Consider the following 23,152-nt stretch of genomic DNA (forward strand, 5'->3'; position numbering starts at 1 on the left):
GGTTTGCCTTAAGTTGCGGCGCACCGAAGGCAAGCCGAAAAGTTAAGAGACGAACCAGGAGCAGGATATGAAATTTTTCGTCGATACCGCCGACGTGGCCGAGATCAAGGAGTTAGCCGCCACCGGCCTGCTCGACGGCGTGACGACGAACCCGACGTTGGTCGCCAAGGCCGGGCGCGATTTCAAGGATATCATCAAGGAAATCTGCGCCGTCGTTCCGGGCCCGGTTTCGGCGGAAGTCGCGGCAACCGACTACGCGGGCATGATGCGCGAAGCGGAAGTGCTGCGGAAGATCGCCAAGAACGTAGCGATCAAGGTGCCGCTGACGATGGACGGCCTCAAAGCGTGCAAGGCGCTGACCAGCGACGGCACGATGGTCAACGTGACGCTGTGCTTCTCGGCCAATCAGGCGCTGCTTGCGGCGAAGGCCGGCGCGACGTTCGTTTCGCCGTTCATCGGGCGGCTCGACGACATCGGATTGAACGGCATGGATCTCATTCGCGAGATCCGGACGATCTACGACAACTATCCCGATCTTTCGACGGACATTCTCGCAGCCTCGATCCGCACTGTGAACCACGTCCGGGAAGCGGCGATGATCGGCGCAGACGTCGCAACCATTCCGCCCGCGATCCTGAAAGCGCTGGTCAAGCATCCGCTGACCGATGCTGGGCTGACTGCATTCGTCAACGACTGGAAGAAGACGGGTCAGACAATCGTGTAATCGCGGCGTCGGCCTCTGTTTCGGATCAACGCGCGTGGCAACGAAAATCTTTTCTCCCGAATTGATTTCACGCTTCGCCGACATCGTCGGCGCGGCGAACGCGTTGACCGGCACCGACGACAAGGCGCCGTATCTCCGCGAATGGCGCGACCGCTATACGGGCAAGACGCCGGTCGTGCTTCGTCCTCAGACGTCGGACGAAGTCTCGCGCATTCTGGCGCTCGCGCACGATGAAGGAATCGGCATCGTCGCGCAGGGCGGCAATACGGGGCTCGTCGGCGGCCAGATTCCGTCGGCTGCCGGCGATCAGATCGTGCTGTCGCTGACGCGCATGAAAAAGGTCCGCGACGTCGACGCGGCGGGCGGCACGATGATCGTCGAAGCGGGCGTGACGCTGGCCGAGGCGCAGCATGCGGCCGAGGGCGCGGGACGGCTGTTTCCGCTCAGTCTTGCGTCCGAAGGCAGCGCAACGATCGGCGGCGTGCTGGCGACGAATGCGGGTGGCACCGCCGTTCTCGCCTACGGCAACGCACGCAATCTCGCGCTCGGGCTTGAAGCCGTGCTCGCGGACGGACGCGTCTGGAACGGGCTCCGGCGCTTAAAAAAAGACAACACCGGTTACGATCTGCGCGACCTGCTGATCGGATCGGAAGGAACGCTCGGCGTCATCACGGCGGCGTGTCTGAAGCTCTTTCCCATTCCGGCGGAACGCGAGACGGCAATCGTCGCGCTCGAGTCCCCGGCAGCCGCATTGAAGCTATTCCGGATTGCGGAAGCCGAAGCTGGATCAGCACTGACGGCGTTCGAGCTTTGGGCGCATCAGGCTCAGGACTTCGCGCTGCGCTACATGCCGAATACGCGCGACGCGTTCGCCGATGCGCATCCGTGGTACGTGCTGATCGAGCTTTCGCATGGCGGCGATGGCGCGCGTTCCAGCAGCGCACTCGAACAGCTTTTGACTATCGCTCATGCGCAGGAGCTTATCCGCGACGCCGCGTTGGCTCGATCGCTCAGCCAGGCGCAAGATTTCTGGCATTTGCGAGAGGCTTTCTCCGAAGCGCAGAAAGGTGCGGGCGGGAGCATCAAGCACGACATCTCGGTGCCGATCGCGCGCATTCCGGAATTTCTTTTGCACGCGGCGGAGATCGTCGAGCAGGTTGCGCCGGGCGCGCGACCCGTGCCGTTCGGGCACTTCGGCGACGGCAATCTGCATTACAACATCAGCCAACCCGAGGGCGGCGACAAAGCGCAATTCCTGTCGCTGTGGGAGACGATGTCGGATGCGATCTTCGAGCTTGTCTCGGAGCTTGGCGGGTCGATCTCAGCAGAGCACGGCATCGGGCAGATGAAGCGCGAGGCGCTGCGGCAGCACAAATCTGCGATCGAACTCGACATGATGCGCGCGATCAAGCAGGCCCTCGATCCCAAGGGCATTCTGAATCCGGGCAAAGTGCTGTAGGGATTGCGTCCGTTAACGGTTCGTTAACCGCGTCGGAGAAGGCTCAATCCGACAAGAGGGCGCTGCCGGTGACTTCACTCGACGAAATCCTGACGACGGATGCGGAGTTACCGCTCGGCGGCGACCTCAAGCGCGCGGTCGAGGATTGGCTGGCGCATCTCCTCAATGAGCGCGGACAGAGCGCCGCGACGCGCGAAGCCTATGCGCGCGACGTCACGCAGTTTCTGGCGTTTCTGAAGACGCACCTCGGACGTGCGCCATGTCTCGGCGATTTGGGTCGGGTAGACACCAAGGTGTTTCGCGCGTTTCTCGCGCATCGGCGCAAATCGGATGTCGTGTCGCGATCGCTGGCGCGCTCTCTTTCATCGCTCAGGACTTTTTTTCGATGGCTGGAACGCGAAGGCAGGTTGCAGAATCGCGCCGTGCTGCAGGTCGCCTTGCCGAAGATCCCGCATTCGGTGCCAAAGCCGCTGACCGTCGACGGTGCAGCGGAACTCGTTGCGACCGAAAATGACGATCGGGCCGAGTGGATCAACGCTCGCGACACGGCGGTGCTGCTGCTGCTCTATGGCGCCGGTCTGCGCATCAGCGAAGCGCTGAGCCTGACGCCGAATTCGGCGCCGCTCAACGGTCGCGACGTGATGCACATCACCGGCAAGGGCGGCAAGGATCGCCTCGTCCCGGCACTTCCGATCATTTCGGACGCGATCGAAAAGTACATGCGGCTGTGTCCGTTTCCGCTTTCCGGCGACGGACCCCTATTTCTTGGTGCGCGCGGTGGGCCGCTATCGCCGCGCCTCATTCAATTGGCGATGGAGCGCATGCGCCGCGAGCTTGGCCTTCCGGAGACGGCGACACCGCACGCGCTCCGGCATTCGTTTGCGACGCATCTGCTCTCGGCGGGGGCCGATTTACGGCAAATTCAGGAGCTTTTGGGCCACGCCTCGCTTTCGACCACTCAAGTCTATACGGAAGTCGATCGAGACCGCCTGCTGTCCGTCTATGATCAAGCGCATCCGCGGGCGGCTCGCAGCTAGCCTGAGCGTTTCCATTTCGAGTGCCACATGACAACGCATGTCCGGACGTTCCTATTCTTTTGTTTCGCGCTGCTGATCACGGCCAGCGCAACGGCTCGGGCGGACGATGTGCCCGTCCCCTGCCGCGGCACGGACATGCTGGCGGAGTTGCAGACGCGATCGCCGGACGCCTACAAAACAGTCATCGAAGAAAGCCGGCAGACGTCGAACACAGAAGCGGTGCTGTGGAAGATCGAGAAGTCCGGCGTCGCTCAGTCGTATCTGCTCGGAACGATGCACCTTTCCGACCCGCGCATTTCGCGATTGTCGGCGCGGGAGCAGGACCTCATCGCGCATTCGAAATCCGTGGCACTGGAAGTTGCCGACCTTTCGGAAAAGGCCGTTGGCGAAGCGATGGCGAAGGCCGGCCACCTTCTGCTTTACACGGATGGGCGCACGCTCAACGCGCAGCTCTCGGACGACGAATTCAAAGTCGTGCAACGCCTCGTCAAAGAGGCGGGGATGCCGGAAGACGCATCGGGGCTCGTCAAGCCGTGGCTCGTCAGCATGCTGCTTGCGACGTCGGACTGCGAACGCAAGCAGGTCGTGGCGGGCGCCAAGGTGCTCGATTTGCAAGTTGCGGAGGAAGCGAAAAAGCACGGGCTGACCGTCAAGGGTCTCGAGACGATCGAACAGCAACTCGAGTCTTTGGCTTCGATCGCCGACGATCAGCAGGTCGCCATGCTGAAGGTCGGCATCAAGTATGCCGATCGCACCGACGATCTGATGGAGTCGCTCGTTCAGATGTATTTGCGGCGCGAGATTGGCGCGGCGATGCCGTTCCAATTGGCTCTTGCAGCCGAATCCGGCGTTCCGGCTTCGGCGTTTGACGACTTCAAGAAGGGGCTTCTTTCGGATCGCAACGTCCGAATGCGCGATGCCGCCGAGCCGCTGCTTCAGGACGGCAGCGCCTTCATCGCGGTCGGAGCGCTGCACCTCGTCGGGCCGACGGGACTCGTCGCACTGCTGCGCGAGCGCGGCTACACAGTCACGGCGGTGGAATAACCGCTGCACGTGGCCGGGCTCAACCCGGCCACGAAGGTCTCAGAAGTGGATCGCGCGTTTGCCGACGGCGAGGGCCGCTTCCTTGACGGACTCGCTCAACGTCGGATGCGCGTGGCATGTGCGCGCGAGATCTTCCGCCGAGCCGCCGAATTCCATCAGCACGCACGCTTCCGCAATGAGTTCGCCCGCGTTGGCACCGATGATGTGGACGCCCAGCACGCGATCCGTCGCAGCATCGGCAAGGATTTTGACGAAGCCGTCCGTCATGCGGATCGACTTCGCACGGCCGTTGGCGGTGAACGGAAACTTGCCGACGTTGTAGGCAACGCCCGCCGCTTTCAGTTCCTCTTCGGATTTACCGACGCTCGCGACTTCGGGCGAGGTGTAAATGACGTTCGGAATGACGTCGTAGTTCACGTGCCCAGCCTGGCCCGCGATGATTTCGGCGACGGCAACGCCTTCGTCCTCGGCTTTGTGGGCCAGCATCGGACCGGCGATGACGTCGCCAATTGCGAAGATGCCGGAGGCGCTGGTCTGGAAATGGCCATCGGTCAGAATGCGCTTTTTCGCATCGAGCGCGACGCCCGCTTCGGCAAGGCCCAATCCGTCGGTGTAAGGAACGCGCCCGACCGCAACGAGAACGACGTCGGCTTCGACTGTCTCGGCGGCTCCGCCGGCTGCCGGTTCGATCTGTACGCTGAGCGGCTTGCCTGGGGTTTCGGGGCCGGTGACGCCCGTGACCTTGCTCGCCAACCGGAATGCAATGCCCTGCTTGTCGAGCAGACGCTGGAAGGCACGCGCGACTTCATTGTCGATGCCCGGAAGAATGCGATCGAGATATTCGACGACCAACACGTCCGCGCCAAGGCGACGCCACACCGAGCCGAGTTCGAGGCCGATGACGCCAGCGCCGATCACCAGCAGCTTGCGCGGCACGGAGGCTAGCTCCAGCGCGCCGGTCGACGATACGACGCGCTTTTCGTCGATCTCGATTCCCGGCAGGCGCGCCACGTCCGAACCGGTGGCGATGACGATCGACTTGGCTTCGAGCGTTTCAGTCTCGCCGCCGGGCGAGGTGACCGCGACCTGACCGCTTTTCACGATGCGGCCGGTGCCGAAGTACGTCTGGATCTTATTTTTCTTTAGCAGGTAGGCGACGCCTTCGACGTTGCCTTTGACGCCTTCGCGCTTGAATGCCTGCATCTTCGGCAGATCGAGGACGGGCGACGCATCGATGCCCATCGCGCCGAACGCGTGCTTGGCTTCGTCGTAGGCGTGCGAGGCATGCAGCAGGGCTTTCGAGGGGATGCAGCCGACGTTCAGGCACGTGCCGCCATGCGTGCCGCGCTTTTCGACGACGGCGACTTTCAGCCCGAGCTGCGCGGCGCGAATGGCGCAGACATAGCCGCCGGGGCCCGTGCCGATCACGATCAAATCATATGATGCTGTCATTCCTCAGAGCTCCAGGATGAAGCGCTGCGGATCTTCGAGACATTCCTTGATGCGGACAAGGAACGTCACCGCCTCTTTGCCATCGACGATGCGATGATCGTAGGACAGCGCGAGATACATCATCGGGCGCGCAACGATCTGGCCGTTGCGGACGACCGGGCGTTCCTCGATGCGGTGCATGCCGAGAATGCCGGATTGCGGCGCGTTCAGGATCGGCGTCGACATCAGCGAGCCGTAGACGCCGCCGTTCGAGATCGTGAACGTGCCGCCCTGCATGTCCTCGATCGACAGCTTGCCGTCGCGGGCGCGCTTACCGAATTCGGTGATCTTCTGCTCGATCTCGGCGAGGCTGAGGCGATCGGCTTCGCGCACGACCGGCACGACGAGGCCTTTCTCCGTCCCGACCGCGACGCCGATGTGATAGTAATTCTTGTAAACGATCTCGTCGTGGTCGATCTCGGCGTTGACGGAGGGTACGTCGCGAAGCGCCTGAATGGCGGCCTTCACGAACAGGCCCATGAAGCCGAGCTTCACGCCGTGCCGTTTCTCGAACACATCCTTGTACTGCGCGCGCAGCGCCATGATGGCGCTCATGTCGACGTCGTTGAACGTCGTCAGCATTGCGGCGGCGTTCTGCGCTTCCTTCAGGCGGCGCGCGATGGTCTGGCGAAGCTTGGACATCCGGACGCGTTCTTCGCGCGTCGCATCGTTGGCGGGTGACGGCAGGCGCACGTCGCGCATCACGATCGTCGCCGGTGCTTCCTGAATGGTGACCGCGTTGGGCGAGACCGGCGCGGCTGTTGGTTCCCGTAGAGGCGGCGGTGAGGCCGCCGGTTTCGCGGCCGCGGCGGCAACGGCATTGATGACGTCTTCCTTCAGGATTTGCCCGCGGCGGCCGGTGCCACGCACGTCGGAGGGTTCCAAGCCAGCTTCCGTCAGCGCCTTGAGGGCGGCGGGCGGCGGGCGAGGGGCGTCTGCCGCTGGAGCGCTTTCCGGAGCTTTCGCTGCGACCTGCTCGGGCTTCGTCTGCGAAGGGGGCGCGGACGGCTTTGCCGCCTGGGGCGCCGTCGTTTGAGAATTGCCTGCCGATGACTTCGCCGCGCCATCTTTCAAGGCTGCGAGCAGCGATCCGACCGCCACCGTCGTACCCGACTTGACGAGAATGTCGCCGAGCACGCCAGCAGCGGGCGCGGGAACTTCGACGGTCACTTTGTCAGTTTCGAGCTCGACCAGCGGCTCGTCGACATTCACGGCGTCGCCGGTCTGTTTGAACCACTTGCCAACGGTCGCCTCCGTGACGCTTTCCCCAAGCGCGGGAACGCGAATCTCAATCGACATCTCAGTCCTCACACCTTTGATTGCGATCGGCGACTCCGCTTCGCGGAGCCGGCCGCCGATCGCGGTTGCTCGTCTTGCTCCAGACCAATCGGCGGCAAGCCCGGAGTTTCGTTGATTGCGACCGGCGTGTCCTCTCAGCAGAGCCTGCGCCGATCGCGGCTATTGCTATGTTCCGAGCGCGTCGGCGACGAGCGCGGTCTGTTCCTTGATATGCTGAGACAGGAGGCCGGTCGCGGTCGACGCGGACGCCGCCCGCCCGGCATAGCGTGGGCGACGGTGAATATAACCCAAATGGGTCAAGACCCATTCGATATTCGCGTCCATGAAGTACCACGCGCCCATATTTTTGGGCTCTTCCTGGCACCAGACGATTTCCGCGAATTTGAACCGGCCGAGTTCCTGGATCAGCGCGCGCGCCGGGAACGGATAGAGCTGCTCGACGCGGAGCAGGTAAACGTCGTCACGTCCCTGAGCATCGCGTGCGTCCAGCAGGTCGTAATAGACCTTGCCGGAACAGACGACGACGCGCTTGATCTCATCGTCGGGGCGAAGCTTGAGAGAGGAGACGCCGCGCTCGGCGTCGTCCCAAAGCAAGCGGTGGAAGCTCGTTCCGGGACCGAACTCTTCGATCTTCGATGTGACGCGCTTGTGCCGGAGCAGCGACTTCGGCGTCATCAAGATCAGCGGCTTGCGGAAGTTGCGGTGCAGCTGACGGCGAAGAATGTGGAAGTAATTCGCGGGCGTCGTGCAGTTAGCGACTTGCCAGTTGTCTTCCGCGCAGAGCTGCAGATAGCGTTCAAGACGCGCGGACGAATGTTCCGGGCCCTGACCTTCGTAGCCATGCGGCAGAAGGCAGACGAGTCCGGACATGCGCAGCCACTTGCGCTCGGCGGACGAGACGAACTGATCGAACACGACCTGCGCGCCGTTCGCGAAGTCGCCGAACTGTGCTTCCCAAAGCGTCAGCGCGTTGGGCTCGGCGAGTGAGTAGCCATATTCGAAGCCGAGCACGGCTTCCTCCGAGAGCATCGAATTGACGATCTCGAAGTTGGCCTGATTTGGCGCCAAGTGCTTGAGCGGCGCGAAGCGGCGATCCGTTTCCTGGTCGATGAACACAGCGTGGCGCTGCGAGAACGTTCCGCGTTCGCAATCCTGGCCGGATAGGCGGACGCGGAAGCGCTCCATCAACAGCGACGCGAACGCGAGATGCTCACCCATCGCCCAATCGATGCCGACACCCGACTCCGTCATTTCGCGGCGGCGTTCGAGAAGCTTCGTAATCGTCTTGTGAATGTGGAAGTCGTTCGGAATGGACGTCAGGCGGCGGCCGAGATCTTTCAGCGTCTCGATCGGGATGCCGGTGTTGCCACGCCAATCATCGCTGTCGGCGCGCGTGATGCCCGACCAGCGGCCATCGAGCCAGTCCGCCTTGTTCGGCTTATAGCCATCGGAAACCGCAAATTCGTTATCGAGATTGGAGCGCACCGAGGCTTTGATTTCGTCGAATTCGGCGACCGTGATGACCTCTTCGTCGATCAGCGATTGCGAGTAGATTTCGACGGCGGTCGGATGTGCCTTGATCCGCTTGTACATCGCCGGCTGCGTGAACATCGGCTCGTCGGTCTCGTTGTGACCGTGACGGCGATAGCAGAACATGTCGATGACGACAGGTTTCTGGAAGCGTTGGCGGAACTCGGTCGCGATCTTTGCGACGTGAACGACAGCTTCCGGATTGTCGCCGTTGACGTGGAAAATTGGCGCTTCGATCATCAACGCGACGTCGGAGCAGTAGGGCGACGAACGCGAGTGATAGGGCGCCGTCGTGAAGCCGATCTGGTTGTTGATGATGAAATGGATTGAGCCTGCCGTGCGGTGGCCGCGCAGTCCCGACAGGCCAAAGCATTCCGCGACGACGCCCTGGCCCGCGAACGCCGCGTCGCCGTGAATGAGCAGCGGCAGCACCGGTGTGCGGTCGCCACCGGAACAGCCCTGCTGATCCTGCTTCGCGCGCACCTTGCCGAGCACGACAGGATCGACGATTTCGAGATGCGAAGGGTTCGCCGTCAGCGAGAGATGCACGCCGTTGCCGTCGAACATGCGGTCCGACGATGCGCCGAGGTGATATTTGACGTCGCCTGAACCTTCGACGTCGTCGGGCTTGAATGAGCCGCCCTTGAACTCCTTGAAGATCGCGCGCAGCGGCTTCGCCATGACGTTGGCGAGAACGTTGAGACGGCCGCGATGTGCCATGCCCAGCGCGATTTCACGCACGCCCAGATGACCGCCGCGCTTGATGATCTGTTCGAGCGCCGGGATCATCGCTTCCGCGCCTTCGAGGCCGAAGCGTTTCGTGCCGGTATATTTCAGGTCGCAGAATTTCTCGAAGGTCTCGGCTTCGACGAGCTTGCGCAAAATCGCCTTGCGGCCCTCGGGCGTAAAGCTGATGTCCTTTTCCGGTCCTTCGATGCGCTCCTGAATCCAGCTTTTCTGCGCCGGATCCGTGATGTGCATGAACTGGAAGCCGATCTGGCGGCAATACGTGCGGCGCAGGATCGTCAGGATCTGTCGCATGGTCGCCGTTTCGAGGCCCATGACGTGATCGATGAAAATCGGCCGGTCGAGATCGGCTTCGGTAAAGCCGTAGGTCTCGGCCAACAGTTCGCGATGGACGCGGCGATCGGCAATGCCCAGCGGATCGAGGTCGGCCGCAAGGTGACCGATGACGCGATAGGCGCGGATCAGCATCAAGGCGCGGATCGAATCCTGCGTCGCGCGAAGCGAAGCGGCTGGCGTGATCTCGAAGCCCGCCAGCTGCGCGCGCCGCTCGATCTTATCGCGAATAGCGCGCTCGGTTGCGCCGTAGTCGCCCGTCAACGCGCCGACCAGATCGCGATCGGTACCGGTATCGTTCAACAACGCTTCGAGTGGCGGCGCCCAGGCGGGGCCATTGGAAACGGATTTCCCCGCGGCCGGCTCCTTGATGCTGTCGAAAAACAATCGCCATTCGTCGCTGACGGCGCCCGGATTGCGCTCGTACTCGGCCTGCATGTCTTCGATGTAGGGTGCATTCGCTGCGCTCAGGAACGAGGTGCGAAGAAACGCTTCGTTCTGGCCATTTCGTGACATCTGCTTCGTCCTTTTGAGGCTCGGTTGCCTATCGAGGTCTCGGGATGACGCGCACGGTCGAGATCAAAAAAATGCCGCCAATCGGTTCGGCCATGTGCTGGCTGAGATCTTACGCGCGCAAGATATCAATTAGTGTACGGCCGAGGGCAGCGGGACTTGGCGAAATGGCGATGCCTGCGGCCTGCATCGCCGCGAGCTTGTCTTCCGCCTTGCCCTTGCCGCCGGAGATGATCGCGCCCGCGTGACCCATGCGCCGTCCGGGCGGCGCGGTTACGCCGGCGATGAATCCGGCCATCGGTTTCTTTCTGCCTTTGCGAGCTTCCCGCGTCAGAAATTCCGAAGCGTCTTCCTCGGCGGAACCGCCGATTTCGCCGATCATGATGATCGATTGCGTTTCCTCGTCCGACAGGAAGAGGTCGAGGACGTCGATGAACTCGGTGCCTTTTACGGGATCGCCGCCGATGCCGACGGCGGTCGTCTGGCCAAGGCCGACGTCCGTCGTCTGTTTCACTGCCTCATATGTGAGGGTTCCCGAACGGGATACAATGCCGACGCTGCCGTGCTTGAAGATGTTTCCGGGCATGATGCCGATCTTGCATTGATCGGGCGTGAGGATGCCGGGACAGTTCGGTCCGACGAGACGCGATTTCGAGCCGTCGAGGGCGCGCTTGACGCGCACCATATCCATCACCGGGATGCCCTCGGTGATGCAAACGATCAGCGGCACTTCCGCGTCGATGGCTTCGAGGATGGCATCGGCCGCAAACGGGGGCGGCACGTAGATCGACGACGCCGTGGCGCCAGTCCTCGCGACCGCTTCCGCCACGCTGTCGAAAAGAGGCACGTCGGCAAGCTCGGCGTCGGGGTGCTTGCTGCCCCCCTTACCCGGGGTTACGCCGCCGACGATCTTCGTCCCGTAGGCCCGCGCCTGCTTCGTGTGAAACGTGCCCTGGCTGCCTGTTATGCCCTGGCAGATGACCTTCGTCGTCTTGTCGACCAGAATTGACATTCCGTCCCCGCATTGACTGTATTTTTGAGGCTCGGAATGTCGCGCATCTTTTGCGGTGCAGCAAGACCAACTATCGTGCCAATGCGAGATATTTCGGCATTCCGGCGAAGATCAGGCGACCTGTTTCAGCTCGTCGGTGATCTTTTTGGCGGCATCCGCAAGGTCGTCGGCCGGAATGATCTTGAGACCCGACTCCTTGAGGATTTTCTTGCCGAGATCGACGTTGGTGCCTTCGAGGCGCACGACGAGGGGCACTTTGATGTCCATTTCGCGGGCCGCCGCGATCACGCCTTCAGCGATGATGTCACAACGCATGATGCCGCCGAAGATATTGACCAGGATGCCCTTCACGGACGGGTCGGCGAGGATGATCTTGAAGGCTTCGCGCACCTTTTCCTTCGATGCGCCGCCGCCGACGTCGAGGAAGTTGGCAGGCTCCGCGCCATAGAGCTTGATGATGTCCATCGTCGCCATTGCGAGGCCGGCGCCGTTGACGAGGCAGCCGATATTGCCGTCGAGCTTGACGAACGCGAGATCGTGCTTCGAGGCTTCGATCTCCGTCTGATCTTCTTCGCCGAGGTCGCGCAGCTCGACGATTTCGGGGTGCCGATAAAGCGCGTTGGAGTCGAAGTTCATCTTACCGTCGAGGCAGATGAGCTTGCCATCCTTTGTGACGACCAGCGGATTGATCTCGAGCAGGCTCATGTCCTTCTCGACGACCATGCGGTAAAGGTTCTCGACGAGCTTGCCCGCCGCTTTCACCTGATCGCCCTTGAGGCCCAGCGCGAAGGCGACCTTGCGGCCGTGAAACGGCTGATAGCCGGTGGCGGGATCGATCGTCAGGGTGTGAATTTTTTCCGGCGTATCGTGCGCGACATCTTCGATGTTCATGCCGCCTGCCTGGCTGACGATGAAGGCGACACGCGACGTTGAACGATCGACGAGCGCGGAAAGATAAAGCTCGCGATCAATCGCGGAGCCGTCCTCGATATAGAGGCGATTGACGATGCGCCCGGCGTTTCCGGTCTGGACCGTGACGAGCGTTTTACCCAGCATCTGCTCGGCAAATTCCTTCACCTCGTCGATCGACTTAGCGAGGCGAACGCCGCCTTTGTCGCCTGCAGACGCTTCGAGGAATTTGCCTTTGCCGCGGCCTCCGGCATGAATTTGCGCTTTGACCACCCACACCGGCCCGGGAAGTTTCTTCGCCGCTTCAACCGCTTCGGCGACCGAGAACGCCGCGAAACCGTTCGGCGTCGGGACACCATAGGCGCGATACAGCTCTTTGGCCTGATATTCGTGGATGTTCATGCTTGGACTCCATTCCGCAGCATAGTTTGAAAATTTGGTACACGCATTTTACCGCGCATGCCGTGATTAGGCCGCTTTTTCGGCCCGTAAAACCGATGTTGGTGCCTGGTCCCTGCATTTTCGGACCGACGTCCTATGAGGCGCATTCGGCACCGCCGCGAATCCAGTTGGGAGAATGGGATGGTCTGCAACGGGAGATGTTCATGTCTCAGGAATTTGCATGCATCGACATTGAAAGCTTGAAATCCGCGCGCACAGGGCACGATCCTTATAACTTCCTCATCGGCGAGAACTTCATTCGACCGCAGGCGATAAAGCCTTTGAAGGCCGACTATCCGGATCTTAGAGAACCCGGCTTCTTCACCGAGGCCGATGTCGGAAGCGGCGCGCACGGAGAGTTCGCGAAGCTGCTGCAAGACCTTAAAAGCCCCGAGGTGTCGGAGATCGTTTCCGAGAAGCTCGATATCGATCTCGTCGACAAGCCGAAGATGATTACGATCCGCCGCGTCTCGCAGGCGAAAGACGGCCGCATCCACACAGATGGAGAAGCCAAGATCGCGACCATGCTGACGTATCTGAACGACAAATGGGACGGCACGGCCGCCGGCTGCCTTCGCGTCCTGCGCAATGGCAAGGACTTTGAAGACTATGTAGAGCAGATCAGCCCTTTGACCGGAACGGTGTTCGCGTTCCGCCGGTCCGACTGTTCCTGGCACGGCCACACGCCTTTCGTCGGCGAGCGCCGCGTCGTCCAAATGACGTGGCTTCGCAGTGAAGAAGATGTCGCCCGGAAGGAAAGACGCGGATCCCTGTCCCACAGTCTGAAGAAGATCTTTCATTTCGGCTGAAGCGAATGCTTGCGCGTTCGCGTGGCCGTGCCTGAGGCGGATCGCGTGCACAGCGCGCTCCGCCCTTTAGCTTGCGAGCGCCGGACTGATTTTCTTGCAGGCGTCGATCAGGCTCTGGACCGACGCGACGGACTTGTCGAACATCGCCTTTTCGTTTTCGTCCAAGGCGAGTTCCACGACCTTCTCGATACCGCCCGCTCCGATGATCGCGGAGACGCCGACATAGGTGTCCTTGATCCCGTATTCGCCGTTAAGATGGGCGGCGCAGGGCAGCATCCGCTTTTTGTCTCTGAGGTAGCTCTCGGCCATCGCGATTGCGGACGCGGCCGGCGCATAGAATGCCGAGCCGGTGCCGAGCAGAGCGACGATCTCGCCGCCGCCGCCGCGCGTGCGCTTGATCATCGCGTCGAGCTGCTCCTGGCTGAAGAACCCGAGCTTCACGCAGTCAGGCAGCGGGACGCCGCCGATCGTCGAATAGCGGACGAGCGGCACCATGTCGTCGCCGTGACCGCCGAGCGTCAAAGCGCGAACGTCTTCGATCGAAACGCCAGCCGCTTCGGCGAGGAAGCAGCTGAAGCGCGCGCTATCGAGCACGCCGGCCATGCCGACGACTTTGTTGGCCGGAAGGCCGGTGAATTTTCTCAGCGCCCAAACCATCGCATCGAGGGGGTTCGTGATGCAGATGACGAAAGCGTTCGGGGCGTGCTGCTTGATGGCGGCGCCGACCTGCTCCATCACCTTCAGATTGATGCCGAGAAGATCGTCGCGGCTCATTCCGGGCTTGCGCGGAACGCCGGCCGTCACGATGCAGACATCGGCTCCGGCGATTGCGGCATAGTTTTCGGGGCCGGCGCCGGACAGCTTGGCATTGTAACCCTCGACGGCGGCGGTCTGGGCGAGGTCGAGCGCCTTGCCCTTGGCAACGCCCTCGATGATGTCGGTCATGACGATGTCGCCGAGTTCCTTGAGACCAGCCAGCAGCGCCAGCGTGCCACCAATCTGTCCCGAGCCGATCAATGCGATTTTGGCGCGCGCCATTCGAGCTTTCCCCCGAGGAAATTTAACCAGTTGCAGATGAGAACGACTATTCCGTTCTTTCGCCTAATCAAGTTCGTTGGCGGCTCAAAGGCAAGCCGCAACTTTGGTATCAAACCGATTGCAGCGGACATACGACGCCCACACTGCATCAATGAATAAATTCAGTGTCTAGCTCAGTGTCTGGTTCAGTGTCTGGCCCGGCCGCCTGAATGACCCGCAAGATAAGCCTCGGACCGCATTTCCGTAAGGCGCGACGCCGTGCGCTGGAACGCTTCCGCTCCGCTCCCCTCCGGATAGAGGGCGGACGGCTCGGCAGCGGCGGATGCGATCAAACAGATACGGCTGTCGTAAAGGGCGTCGACCAGGTTGATGAAACGCCGCGCCACGTCGCGACGTTCCGGCGTCAAAACCGGGATGTCATCGATGATGACCGTGTGAAAAGCGTGGGCGATATGCAGATAGTCGTTGGCGCCGAGCGGGCGATTGCAAAGTTCATCGAAGCTGAAGCGCGCGACACCGACGGACGCCAGCGGAACGACGAGCTTCCGTCCCTTGACCTCAAGCGTTTGCGGTTTTCCCGGATGCTTGCCGGTGAGGCGGTCCCAGTGGGCATCGAGCGACGCGCGTGCGGCGGCATCGGCGGGATAAAAATAGAGCTGTGCGCCTGACAATTTGTCGAGCCGGAAATCTTTCTCGGACTGCAACTCGACGACATCCATGTGTGCACTGATAAGATCAATGAACGGAAGAAAGAGCTGGCGGTTGAGGCCGTTTTTATAAAGGTCGGATGGACGCGCATTCGATGTCGCGACGACGGTCACGCCAGCCGCGAAAAGATTTTGAAACAGACGGCCGAGGATCATCGCGTCGGCGATATCGGAAACGTGCATCTCATCGAAGCATAAGAGACGCGCCTCGCGCGCGATGGCGCTCGCGACATGCGGGATCGGATCGCCGGGCGTCTCATCTCGCGCCGCGCCGATGCGATCGTGTACGTCGGCCATGAACTCGTGAAAGTGCGCGCGCCGCTTCGGTTCGAATTCGATGGTCTCGAAAAAAAGATCCATCAGCATGGTCTTGCCGCGGCCGACAGCGCCCCAGACGTAGAGCCCTTTCGGAATCGCGGAGGATCTTCCGAGCAGACGCGAGAAGACGCTTCGGTTGCGATGGCTGGCGACGAGACTCGCCTGCAATTCGTCCAGCCGGGCTGCGAGGAACGCCTGCGCCGGGTCGGGCTCGATCTCGTGCTCCGCCAGACGTTGTCGGTAACCGTCGATAATCGTGCCCATGCGCCCAGCCCAAATTGTCATGCCTCGGTAGTCGGGATGATGCTCGGCGCGCAACACCGGGCGGGCTCCGCCGGTGTGAGGGGTGCGCGACCGAATGTCACCTCTGCGACAAACGGTGGAACGAAAGGCTCCGAAAAGCGCCGTCGGCTGAGGTTTTCAGACATCCGTCGCCCAAAAATGCACTACTGCGTTGCAGCAAGACCTTGTTGCTTCGCACAAATTAAGCATCATTTCCCGTTAGATTACGAGGGCTTGGCGACCCGGCGGCGCTGAGCTCCCGACTTTACGAGGCTAGTCATGCTTGATGATGCTCACGTCGAAAGCGACGCGCACTTTGGATTTATTCGGCGGCTGCTCGCCAGCGAAAGCTATCTGTTCAGGGATCACCTGCAGCGGCTCGACGGCGACGCGCGCCATCGCCGGTTCGGTCATGACGTTTCCGACGCCTTCATCGCAACCTATGCGGCGCACGCCAGCGACTTCGGAAACGTGACATTCGGATATTTCGTCGACGGCGTCGTTCGCGGCGTTGCCGAATTGCGTCCCGGCACTTTGATGCGCGAGGCAAATGCCGAAGTTGCATTTTCGGTCGAAAGAGCTTTCGCCAATCGCGGTATCGCAACGCAATTGATGGGGCGCGTTATTCGCACTGCACGCAATCGCGGATACAGCCACCTCACACTCGTCTGCATGCCGAGCAATGCGAAGATGCAGGCGATCGCGCGTCACTACGGTGCCGACCTCAAGATCGAGGACGGATCCATCTTCGCCGACATCGTTCCCAATCGCGCCGACTACAGATCGCTTGTCGCCGACATGATCGATGAACCGATGACGTACTTGCACTCGGCGCTCGACATGCAGGCGCGCATCAATGGAGTGAAGCCGTTTTGATCCGTTCACGGCGCAACGGAACGGCGAAAACGCGAATCGTGATTCGAAATTGGGAATCAAAAATCGGGGAAATTCGCATCTCCCAATCTCCCGAAAGGGGAATAGGGCCGCGAAAATAAGAAAAATTGCGACATTTGCGCAACAATTCGCGTTAATAAACTCCTTTTTATGCGATATATCAAACTTCTTTGTCTACAAACTTCGCGAATTTGCTCATGTTTGTTGAGTTCGAGCTGATTCGAACTCTAGAGGGAGACTAAACCTATGGCTAAAGCAGCTAAGAAGGCACCTGCGAAGAGAAAGAAGCCGGTCGCGAAGAAGGCCGCCAAGAAGACGGTTCGCAAGGCAGTGAAGAAGACGGCGAAGCGCAAAGCCGCCTAATTCGGATTGGTACTCCCGGGTTCCGGATTGGGCATTCGAGCTTGGGAGTAAACCGATTACCGGCACTTCGGTGTCCAATACTTTCAAATGGTCGGCGACAGCGATTAGCGTCACCGGCCATTTCTTTTTTTAGGGCGTTTCAAACAGGTTTTGAGGCGCTGCCGGGCCGCCCTATTCGGGCAAATGGGTCACCGCTTCGATGTTGTGACCGTCCGGGTCCAGAACGAAAGCGCCGTAATAATTTTCATGATAATGGGGTCTTAGGCCCGGCGGGCCGTTGTCACGGCCGCCTGCGGCGAGCGCTGCTTCGTAAAAGGCCTGAACCTGTTCGCGGCTGGTCGCGGCGAACGCCACGTGCAGCCGGCCTTTTAGCGGCGATCCTGTCCCGATCCAGAATTGGGGACGTTGACGCCCGAACCCGGCGTAGCCGTCCGCGCCGTCCTCCGACAGGCTCACTTCCTTCAGCATCACGATGCCAAGTGGCGCCAGCGACTGCTTATAGAACGCGAGAGAGCGCCCATAATCGGTGATGGGGAAGCCGATGTGATCGAGGATGTCCTGCATGGCATGACCTTTCTCTGATCCGGCGCGCTCAGCCCATCTTCAACGTTTCAGACGCGGCGTTCGACCATCAGTTTTTTTAGCTCCGCAATCGCCTTGGCGGGCGACAGGCCCTTCGGGCAGGCCTTGGCGCAGTTCATGATCGTGTGGCAGCGATAGAGGCGGAACGGGTCTTCGAGGTTATCAAGACGCTCGCCCGTCGCTTCGTCACGGCTGTCGATGACCCAGCGATAGGCCTGCAGAAGGATCGCGGGGCCGAGGTAGCGATCGGAATTCCACCAGTAGCTCGGGCACGACGTCGAGCAGCACGCGCACAGAATGCATTCGTAGAGACCATCGAGCTTGCTGCGATCGTCGCGCGACTGCTTCCATTCCTTCGGCGGCGTCGCGGTGTCGGTCTTGAGCCACGGTTCGATCGAGCGGTGCTGCGCGTAGAAGTTGGTCAGGTCCGGAACAAGATCCTTCACGACCTCGAGATGCGGCAGCGGATAGATCTTCACCGGGCCTTTGATGTCGTCCATGCCCTTGAGGCAGGCGAGCGTGTTCGTGCCGTCGATGTTCATCGCGCACGAACCGCAGATGCCTTCGCGGCAGGAACGGCGGAACGTCAGTGTCGGGTCGATCTCGTTCTTAATCTTGATCAGCGCGTCGAGCACCATCGGCCCGCACTGCTTGCGATCAATCTGATAGGTGTCGATGCGAGGATTTTCGCTGTCGTCCGGATTCCAGCGATAAATGCGAAACTCTTTCCAGTCGCCTTCGCGATCGGGCTGGTTCCAGGTTTTGCCGCGCGTGAGCTTGGAATTTTTCGGAAGTGTGAGCTGAACCATGTGATTGCCGGATGACCACGTGACGAGAAAAGACCGCCACGACAGAAGCGCCTATCGGGCCACCCTGTCAACGGCAGCGCTCGTCGCGGGAGGCCGTTCTTTGGTGCCTAAAGCCGATCGGCTTTTCAGCGAAGCGCGTTAAGCAGGCTTCTGATACGTCTTAAGTTCGGCCACCAAGGCGACCAGACGCTCGGCGATGTCTGCGCCTGTGTCGACGGCGGTGCGCAGCGTCACGCGCGTCTGAAGCACCGTGTTGAGACGGTCCTGCTGCTCGCCGAAGGCAAAGAAGATCTCTTCCGGCGCATCGATGTCGCCATCTTCGATCGAGGTCATCACGTCGAACGCGTTCTGAGCGGCGAGAACCAGCATCGATGCGATATCGTTCATGAGTTGCAGATAGAGGCGTTGCGCATCGGCGCGGATGCGCTGCCCGTGCACGCCGAACTTCAACGGAGCGGAGGCCTGGCCGCCTTCACCAGCGAAGACGCGCGGATGACGCTGGAAGCGGCGGAAAATCTCAACGAGCCCCATGCAGCACGTTTCCAGGTCGCGAAGCGCAGCGGACGTCTTGCGTTTCGTTCGCGTACGCGTCGCGAGCTTACCCTCGCCCGACCAGTTGATCGCCGCGATCGAGGTTATTGCGCCCAGCGCCGCGAGCGCGGGCAGCACGGCCGCGAACGGATCGGGCGGCATACGGGTATCGGATTCATCGGCCGGTTCGGATGTGGACTTGCTCAATGGGTGCGGCTCCTCAAGGCGCCGCACCATACCGCGTCTTCATGGCGACGCGCTATTTCTACCCGCCGCACGCATAACGAAACGATCAATAAACGCGTGCTTTCGGTTCGATGTACTTGACTTCGTTGGTCATCGTCCGGGTGTGCACGGGCCGCTCGTCGAGCTTCACCGTCTTCGTGGCGTAGTCGACCCAGGCGAGCGTGTGCTTCATCCAGTTGACGTCATCACGCTTGGGATAGTCTTCGCGCGCGTGCGCGCCACGGCTTTCCTTGCGATTTTCGGCGCCGGTGACCGTCACGGCGGCTTGCGCGATGAGGTTATCGAACTCAAGCGTTTCGACGAGATCGGAATTCCAGATCAGCGAGCGGTCGGTAACGGAAATGTCGGCTGAGTCGCGCCAGACGGCGGCGATCTTTTCGACGCCTTCCTTTAGAACCGGACCGTCGCGGAAGACGGCGCAGTTCGCCTGCATTGTTTTCTGCATGCGCAGGCGCAGCGCCGAGGTCGGCGTCGACCCTTTCGCGAAGCGGAACCTGTCGAGCCGGTCGAGGATCTTGTCGTCGGTGTCCTTCGGCAGTTCGGATTGCATCGCGCCCGTTTCGATCGTCTCGGCGCAACGAAGACCTGCCGCACGGCCGAAGACCACGAGGTCGATGAGCGAGTTCGAGCCGAGACGGTTGGCGCCATGCACCGAGACGCACGCGGCCTCACCGATCGCCATCAATCCCGGCACGACGTGATCGGGATTGCCGTCTTTCTTGGTCAGAACCTCGCCGTGATAGTTCGTCGGGATGCCGCCCATGTTGTAATGGACCGTCGGCAGCACGGGGATCGGCTGACGGCGCAGATCGACGCCTGCGAAGACCTTGGCGCTCTCTGTGATGCCCGGCAGACGTTCGGCCAGGATCTTCGGATCGAGATGGTCGAGGTGCAGGAAAATGTGATCGCCTTCGGCGCCGACGCCGCGGCCTTCGCGAATTTCTACCGTCATCGAACGCGAGACGACATCGCGGGACGCCAGATCCTTGGCGTGCGGCGCGTAGCGCTCCATGAAGCGCTCGCCTTTGGAATTCGTGAGATAGCCGCCTTCGCCACGCGCGCCTTCGGTGATCAGAACGCCCGCGCCGTAGATGCCGGTCGGATGGAACTGCACGAACTCCATGTCCTGCAGCGGCAGTCCGGCGCGGAGCACCATGGCGTTGCCGTCACCCGTGCAGGTGTGCGCCGACGTGCACGAGAAATACGTGCGGCCGTAGCCGCCGGTCGCGAGGATCGTTTTCTTGGCGCGGAAGCGATGCAGCGTTCCGTCTTCGAGGTTCAGCGCGATGATACCGCGGCAGGCGCCGTCGCGATCCATGATCAGATCGAGCGCGAAGTATTCGACGAAGAATTCCGCCGCGTAACGCAGCGACTGCCCATAAAGCGTGTGCAGCATCGCATGGCCGGTACGGTCGGCGGCGGCGCAGGTGCGCTGCGCGGGCGGACCTTCGCCGAAGTCGGTCGTCATGCCGCCGAAGGGGCGCTGATAGATCTTGCCGTCTTCGGTACGCGAGAACGGCACGCCGTAGTGCTCGAGCTCGTACACGGCGGCGGGGGCGTGGCGGCAGAGATATTCGATCGCGTCCTGGTCTCCGAGCCAGTCGGAGCCCTTGACCGTATCGTACATGTGCCAGCGCCAGTCGTCCGGGCCCATGTTGCCGAGGGCCGCCGCGACGCCGCCTTGCGCGGCAACGGTGTGCGAACGCGTCGGGAAAACCTTCGTCACGCACGCCGTTTTCAGTCCGGCCTCGGCGCAGCCGAGCGTGGCGCGCAGACCGGCGCCGCCCGCGCCGACGACAACCACATCATATTGATGATCGACGATTGGGTACGCCTTGCCGCCGACAGCCGGTGCGGCCGAGGCTCCGTTCGTTTTGCCGTTCGTATTCGCCATGTCCCTAAGCCCCGAAGCTCAGCTTCAGCACGGAGAAGATGCTGACGAGCGCAACGACAATTGTGAAAAAGGTATTGAGCATCAGCGCGACGATCTTCGCCCCTTCGCCATGCACGTAGTCTTCGATGATCGTCTGCATGCCAAGGCGCATGTGGATCGCGCCGGATAGCACGAGCGAGAGCAGGCCCAGTGCAACAAGCGGATTGCCAAGCTGACGCTTGACGGTCGCGTAATCGGCGCCGGTCAGCGAGACCACCAGCCAGACGAGAAAGACAGCCAGGACGACATTCGCCACAGCGGTGACGCGCTGCTTCCAGAAGTGGTCGGCGCCTTCTTTCGCGGAGCCGAGGTATCTCGCCGTTTTCAGAGGCGTTCGCATCGTCATGATCAAAGCCCTCCCGACATGGCGACGCCGATCCAGATCAGCGCCGTCAGGACGAGCGATCCGGCCAGCGTTCCCCAAGAGAGCAGATCGACGGTCTTGAGATCGTAGCCGCGCCCCGTGTCCCAGATGAAATGCCGGAGACCGCCGAGCAGGTGATGCATGAGCGCCCAGGTGTATCCGAGCAGGACGATCTTTCCTGGCCACGATCCGAGCAGGCCGGCGACGTAATCGTAATAGTCCGGCCCCGAGGCCGCCGCGAGGAGCCACACCGCCAACAGAAGCGAGCCGACATACAGCGCAGCGCCGGTTATGCGATGCACGATCGACATCATCATGTTGATCAGCGGCGAATAGATCTGGAGGTGGGGAGAAAGCGGCCGCTCCGGTCGCGAACTACGCCCTGGGATGGCTTGCATTGGATACCTTCTAATCTCGGAGCAGCGTTTTAGCGTCTCGCAGGCCACGCGGCAATTCTCCAAATGCCACATAACCCGAACGTCGAAACGGACAAACAAAATCGGCGAGGCCCGGCGCGCACGAATGCGAACGCACGCCGACGCCAAAATAGAATGTATCGTCAGCCGATCGCAACGATCAGCCGGTCAGCGCGGAAGGACGAGCCACGTGTCGAGATCGAGCACGACGCCTTCGGCATATTCGCCTTTTTCGTTCTTCAGCGGCAGCGTCGAGCAGTCCTGATTCTTGACGCCGACCATACGGACGCGCAGCGCGCCAATGTCCTTGCGATCCGGGATCTCGGCCTTTTCGAGTATTTCAGACCATGCGTAGATCGTGTCGCCGGCGAACGTCGGGGCGACGTGACGGCCGCCGTTGATCGCCGCCAGATGGAATGCGTTGCCGAGGCCGTTGTACGAAAGCGCGCGAACGAGCGAGATGACGACGCCGCCGTAAACGATGCGCTTGCCAAACCGGCCCTTGGCCTCGGTGTGCTGATTGAAGTGAACCTTCGCGGTGTTCTGATAGAGGCGCGTTGCGGTCTGATGCTCGGCTTCCTCGAGCGTCATGCCGTCGACGTGGTCGATTTTCTCGCCCGCGTTGTAATCGCCCCAGCGATGCGGCGAGCCTGCGAGCGCGAGATCGTATTTCGAGATGTCGAGCGGGGGAACGGCCGACGCGAGATCCTTGGGATCAACGCGATCGGGCAGCTTCGGCACCACGGCTTCCGGCGCGGGTGATCCCTTCGTGCGCTTTCTCACCATCACCCAGCGGCAATATTCGAGGACGACCTGGCCATCCTGATTGCGCCCGGTGGAGCGGACGTAAACCGTGCCGGTTTCTCCGTTGGAATTTTCTTTTAGTCCGATGACTTCCGACGTGGAGGTGAGCGTATCGCCGGGATAGACCGCCTTCAGGAAGCGGCAATCGGCATAGCCGAGGTTGGCGATGGCGTTGAGCGAGATATCCGGCGTCGTCTTCCCGAAGACGACATGAAAGGTCAGAAGGTCATCGAGCGGTGCTTTCGGATAGCCGATCGCCTTGGCGAAGGTATCTGCCGATTGCACAGCGAACCGTGAACCATAAAGCGCCGTATAGAGCGCGACGTCGCCATCGGTGACGGTGCGCGGCGTTGCGTGCTGAATGACCTGACCGAAGCGAAAATCCTCGAAGAAATTGCCTGCGTTGGTTTTCGTGTCCGCCATCGGTCTCGCCTTCGTTGCCGCCGGTTGTTGCGGTTCTTTTTCAGGATGTGGGACGTGAACCGCAACCCTTTTCGGGACTGAGAGACGCGATCAA

Annotated in this window: 20 protein-coding genes; 6 read left to right on the forward strand and 14 right to left on the reverse strand. The window is 61.3% G+C overall.

The features are described 5' to 3' along the window. Positions 1-67: 67 nt before the first annotated feature. From fsa to HYPGJ_RS00425, 4 genes are all read left to right on the forward strand, one after another. Complete coding sequence (fsa, locus tag HYPGJ_RS00410) at positions 68-724, forward strand: fructose-6-phosphate aldolase (protein WP_046845384.1); 657 nt, start codon at positions 68-70, stop codon at positions 722-724. A gap of 34 nt (positions 725-758) precedes the next feature. Then, entirely contained in the window at positions 759-2,183 is a 1,425-nt protein-coding gene (locus HYPGJ_RS00415) for an FAD-binding oxidoreductase (RefSeq protein ID WP_046845385.1), read from the forward strand. Positions 2,184-2,251: 68 nt separating this feature from the next. Next, positions 2,252-3,220 carry a tyrosine recombinase XerC gene (locus tag HYPGJ_RS00420; protein WP_046845386.1) on the forward strand — a complete coding sequence of 323 codons (969 nt, stop codon included), beginning with the start codon at positions 2,252-2,254 and terminating at the stop codon, positions 3,218-3,220. A 27-nt stretch (positions 3,221-3,247) separates the two neighbouring features. Further along, positions 3,248-4,264 carry a TraB/GumN family protein gene (locus tag HYPGJ_RS00425; protein WP_046845387.1) on the forward strand — a complete coding sequence of 339 codons (1,017 nt, stop codon included), beginning with the start codon at positions 3,248-3,250 and terminating at the stop codon, positions 4,262-4,264. A gap of 39 nt (positions 4,265-4,303) precedes the next feature. Here HYPGJ_RS00425 and lpdA read toward each other — a convergent pair whose 3' ends face one another. The 5 genes from lpdA to sucC all read right to left on the reverse strand — a co-directional run bounded on the left by lpdA (position 4,304) and on the right by sucC (position 12,500). Continuing rightward, positions 4,304-5,716, reverse strand: coding sequence for a dihydrolipoyl dehydrogenase (lpdA, locus tag HYPGJ_RS00430; protein WP_046845388.1), 1,413 nt, complete (start codon positions 5,714-5,716; stop codon positions 4,304-4,306). Positions 5,717-5,719: 3 nt separating this feature from the next. Then, the gene (odhB, locus tag HYPGJ_RS00435; protein WP_046845389.1) at positions 5,720-7,054 is read right to left on the reverse strand and encodes a 2-oxoglutarate dehydrogenase complex dihydrolipoyllysine-residue succinyltransferase; all 1,335 of its coding nucleotides are present in this window, start codon (positions 7,052-7,054) and stop codon (positions 5,720-5,722) included. 165 nt (positions 7,055-7,219) lie between these two features. Then, on the reverse strand, positions 7,220-10,180 hold the full coding sequence (locus HYPGJ_RS00440; protein WP_046845390.1) for a 2-oxoglutarate dehydrogenase E1 component: 2,961 nt from the start codon (positions 10,178-10,180) through the stop codon (positions 7,220-7,222). Between the two features lie 109 nt (positions 10,181-10,289). Continuing rightward, a complete protein-coding gene (gene sucD, locus HYPGJ_RS00445; RefSeq protein WP_046845391.1) occupies positions 10,290-11,189 on the reverse strand; it encodes a succinate--CoA ligase subunit alpha in 900 nt (299 codons plus the stop codon). Positions 11,190-11,300: 111 nt separating this feature from the next. Continuing rightward, positions 11,301-12,500 carry an ADP-forming succinate--CoA ligase subunit beta gene (gene sucC / locus HYPGJ_RS00450; RefSeq protein WP_046845392.1) on the reverse strand — a complete coding sequence of 400 codons (1,200 nt, stop codon included), beginning with the start codon at positions 12,498-12,500 and terminating at the stop codon, positions 11,301-11,303. Between the two features lie 203 nt (positions 12,501-12,703). Here sucC and HYPGJ_RS00455 point away from each other — a divergent pair, with 203 nt between their 5' ends. Next, on the forward strand, positions 12,704-13,348 hold the full coding sequence (locus tag HYPGJ_RS00455) for a 2OG-Fe(II) oxygenase (RefSeq protein WP_013217183.1): 645 nt from the start codon (positions 12,704-12,706) through the stop codon (positions 13,346-13,348). Between the two features lie 66 nt (positions 13,349-13,414). Here HYPGJ_RS00455 and mdh read toward each other — a convergent pair whose 3' ends face one another. Then, positions 13,415-14,386, reverse strand: coding sequence for a malate dehydrogenase (mdh, locus tag HYPGJ_RS00460; protein ID WP_046845393.1), 972 nt, complete (start codon positions 14,384-14,386; stop codon positions 13,415-13,417). A gap of 185 nt (positions 14,387-14,571) precedes the next feature. Next, the gene (gene zapE / locus HYPGJ_RS00465) at positions 14,572-15,696 is read right to left on the reverse strand and encodes a cell division protein ZapE (RefSeq protein WP_244465958.1); all 1,125 of its coding nucleotides are present in this window, start codon (positions 15,694-15,696) and stop codon (positions 14,572-14,574) included. A gap of 276 nt (positions 15,697-15,972) precedes the next feature. Between zapE and HYPGJ_RS00470 the strand changes: the two genes are divergently transcribed. Further along, entirely contained in the window at positions 15,973-16,569 is a 597-nt protein-coding gene (locus HYPGJ_RS00470; protein ID WP_013217186.1) for a GNAT family N-acetyltransferase, read from the forward strand. Positions 16,570-17,121: 552 nt separating this feature from the next. On the opposite strand, the gene HYPGJ_RS00475 is transcribed toward HYPGJ_RS00470, so the two are convergent. From HYPGJ_RS00475 to HYPGJ_RS00505, 7 genes are all read right to left on the reverse strand, one after another. After that, complete coding sequence (locus tag HYPGJ_RS00475) at positions 17,122-17,514, reverse strand: VOC family protein (protein ID WP_046845395.1); 393 nt, start codon at positions 17,512-17,514, stop codon at positions 17,122-17,124. Between the two features lie 47 nt (positions 17,515-17,561). Further along, on the reverse strand, positions 17,562-18,341 hold the full coding sequence (locus HYPGJ_RS00480) for a succinate dehydrogenase iron-sulfur subunit (protein ID WP_046845396.1): 780 nt from the start codon (positions 18,339-18,341) through the stop codon (positions 17,562-17,564). 138 nt (positions 18,342-18,479) lie between these two features. Continuing rightward, positions 18,480-19,079: a hypothetical protein gene (locus HYPGJ_RS00485; RefSeq protein WP_046845770.1), complete on the reverse strand. Its 600-nt coding sequence runs from the start codon at positions 19,077-19,079 to the stop codon at positions 18,480-18,482. Positions 19,080-19,164: 85 nt separating this feature from the next. Then, complete coding sequence (sdhA, locus tag HYPGJ_RS00490) at positions 19,165-21,012, reverse strand: succinate dehydrogenase flavoprotein subunit (protein WP_046845397.1); 1,848 nt, start codon at positions 21,010-21,012, stop codon at positions 19,165-19,167. 4 nt (positions 21,013-21,016) lie between these two features. Next, complete coding sequence (gene sdhD / locus HYPGJ_RS00495; protein WP_013217191.1) at positions 21,017-21,397, reverse strand: succinate dehydrogenase, hydrophobic membrane anchor protein; 381 nt, start codon at positions 21,395-21,397, stop codon at positions 21,017-21,019. Positions 21,398-21,399: 2 nt separating this feature from the next. After that, positions 21,400-21,813: a succinate dehydrogenase, cytochrome b556 subunit gene (gene sdhC, locus HYPGJ_RS00500; RefSeq protein WP_046845398.1), complete on the reverse strand. Its 414-nt coding sequence runs from the start codon at positions 21,811-21,813 to the stop codon at positions 21,400-21,402. Positions 21,814-21,999: 186 nt separating this feature from the next. Continuing rightward, entirely contained in the window at positions 22,000-23,058 is a 1,059-nt protein-coding gene (locus tag HYPGJ_RS00505) for a MaoC family dehydratase (RefSeq protein WP_046845399.1), read from the reverse strand. Positions 23,059-23,152 lie beyond the last annotated feature (94 nt).

It is taken from the genome of Hyphomicrobium sp. GJ21 (genome assembly GCF_001006785.1).
Lineage (GTDB): Bacteria > Pseudomonadota > Alphaproteobacteria > Rhizobiales > Hyphomicrobiaceae > Hyphomicrobium_B.

Bases quoted from the DNA above. Each gene is read 5' to 3' on its own strand.
- fsa (WP_046845384.1), top strand. From the start codon at position 68: ATGAAATTTTTCGTCGATACCGCCGACGTGGCCGAGATCAAGGAGTTA.
- HYPGJ_RS00425 (WP_046845387.1), top strand. From the start codon at position 3,248: ATGACAACGCATGTCCGGACGTTCCTATTCTTTTGTTTCGCGCTGCTG.
- lpdA (WP_046845388.1), bottom strand. From the start codon at position 5,716: ATGACAGCATCATATGATTTGATCGTGATCGGCACGGGCCCCGGCGGC.
- odhB (WP_046845389.1), bottom strand. From the start codon at position 7,054: ATGTCGATTGAGATTCGCGTTCCCGCGCTTGGGGAAAGCGTCACGGAG.
- HYPGJ_RS00440 (WP_046845390.1), bottom strand. From the start codon at position 10,180: ATGTCACGAAATGGCCAGAACGAAGCGTTTCTTCGCACCTCGTTCCTG.
- sucD (WP_046845391.1), bottom strand. From the start codon at position 11,189: ATGTCAATTCTGGTCGACAAGACGACGAAGGTCATCTGCCAGGGCATA.
- sucC (WP_046845392.1), bottom strand. From the start codon at position 12,500: ATGAACATCCACGAATATCAGGCCAAAGAGCTGTATCGCGCCTATGGT.
- HYPGJ_RS00455 (WP_013217183.1), top strand. From the start codon at position 12,704: ATGTCTCAGGAATTTGCATGCATCGACATTGAAAGCTTGAAATCCGCG.
- mdh (WP_046845393.1), bottom strand. From the start codon at position 14,386: ATGGCGCGCGCCAAAATCGCATTGATCGGCTCGGGACAGATTGGTGGC.
- zapE (WP_244465958.1), bottom strand. From the start codon at position 15,696: ATGACAATTTGGGCTGGGCGCATGGGCACGATTATCGACGGTTACCGA.
- HYPGJ_RS00470 (WP_013217186.1), top strand. From the start codon at position 15,973: ATGCTTGATGATGCTCACGTCGAAAGCGACGCGCACTTTGGATTTATT.
- HYPGJ_RS00475 (WP_046845395.1), bottom strand. From the start codon at position 17,514: ATGCAGGACATCCTCGATCACATCGGCTTCCCCATCACCGATTATGGG.
- HYPGJ_RS00480 (WP_046845396.1), bottom strand. From the start codon at position 18,341: ATGGTTCAGCTCACACTTCCGAAAAATTCCAAGCTCACGCGCGGCAAA.
- sdhA (WP_046845397.1), bottom strand. From the start codon at position 21,012: ATGGCGAATACGAACGGCAAAACGAACGGAGCCTCGGCCGCACCGGCT.
- sdhD (WP_013217191.1), bottom strand. From the start codon at position 21,397: ATGACGATGCGAACGCCTCTGAAAACGGCGAGATACCTCGGCTCCGCG.
- sdhC (WP_046845398.1), bottom strand. From the start codon at position 21,813: ATGCAAGCCATCCCAGGGCGTAGTTCGCGACCGGAGCGGCCGCTTTCT.
- HYPGJ_RS00505 (WP_046845399.1), bottom strand. From the start codon at position 23,058: ATGGCGGACACGAAAACCAACGCAGGCAATTTCTTCGAGGATTTTCGC.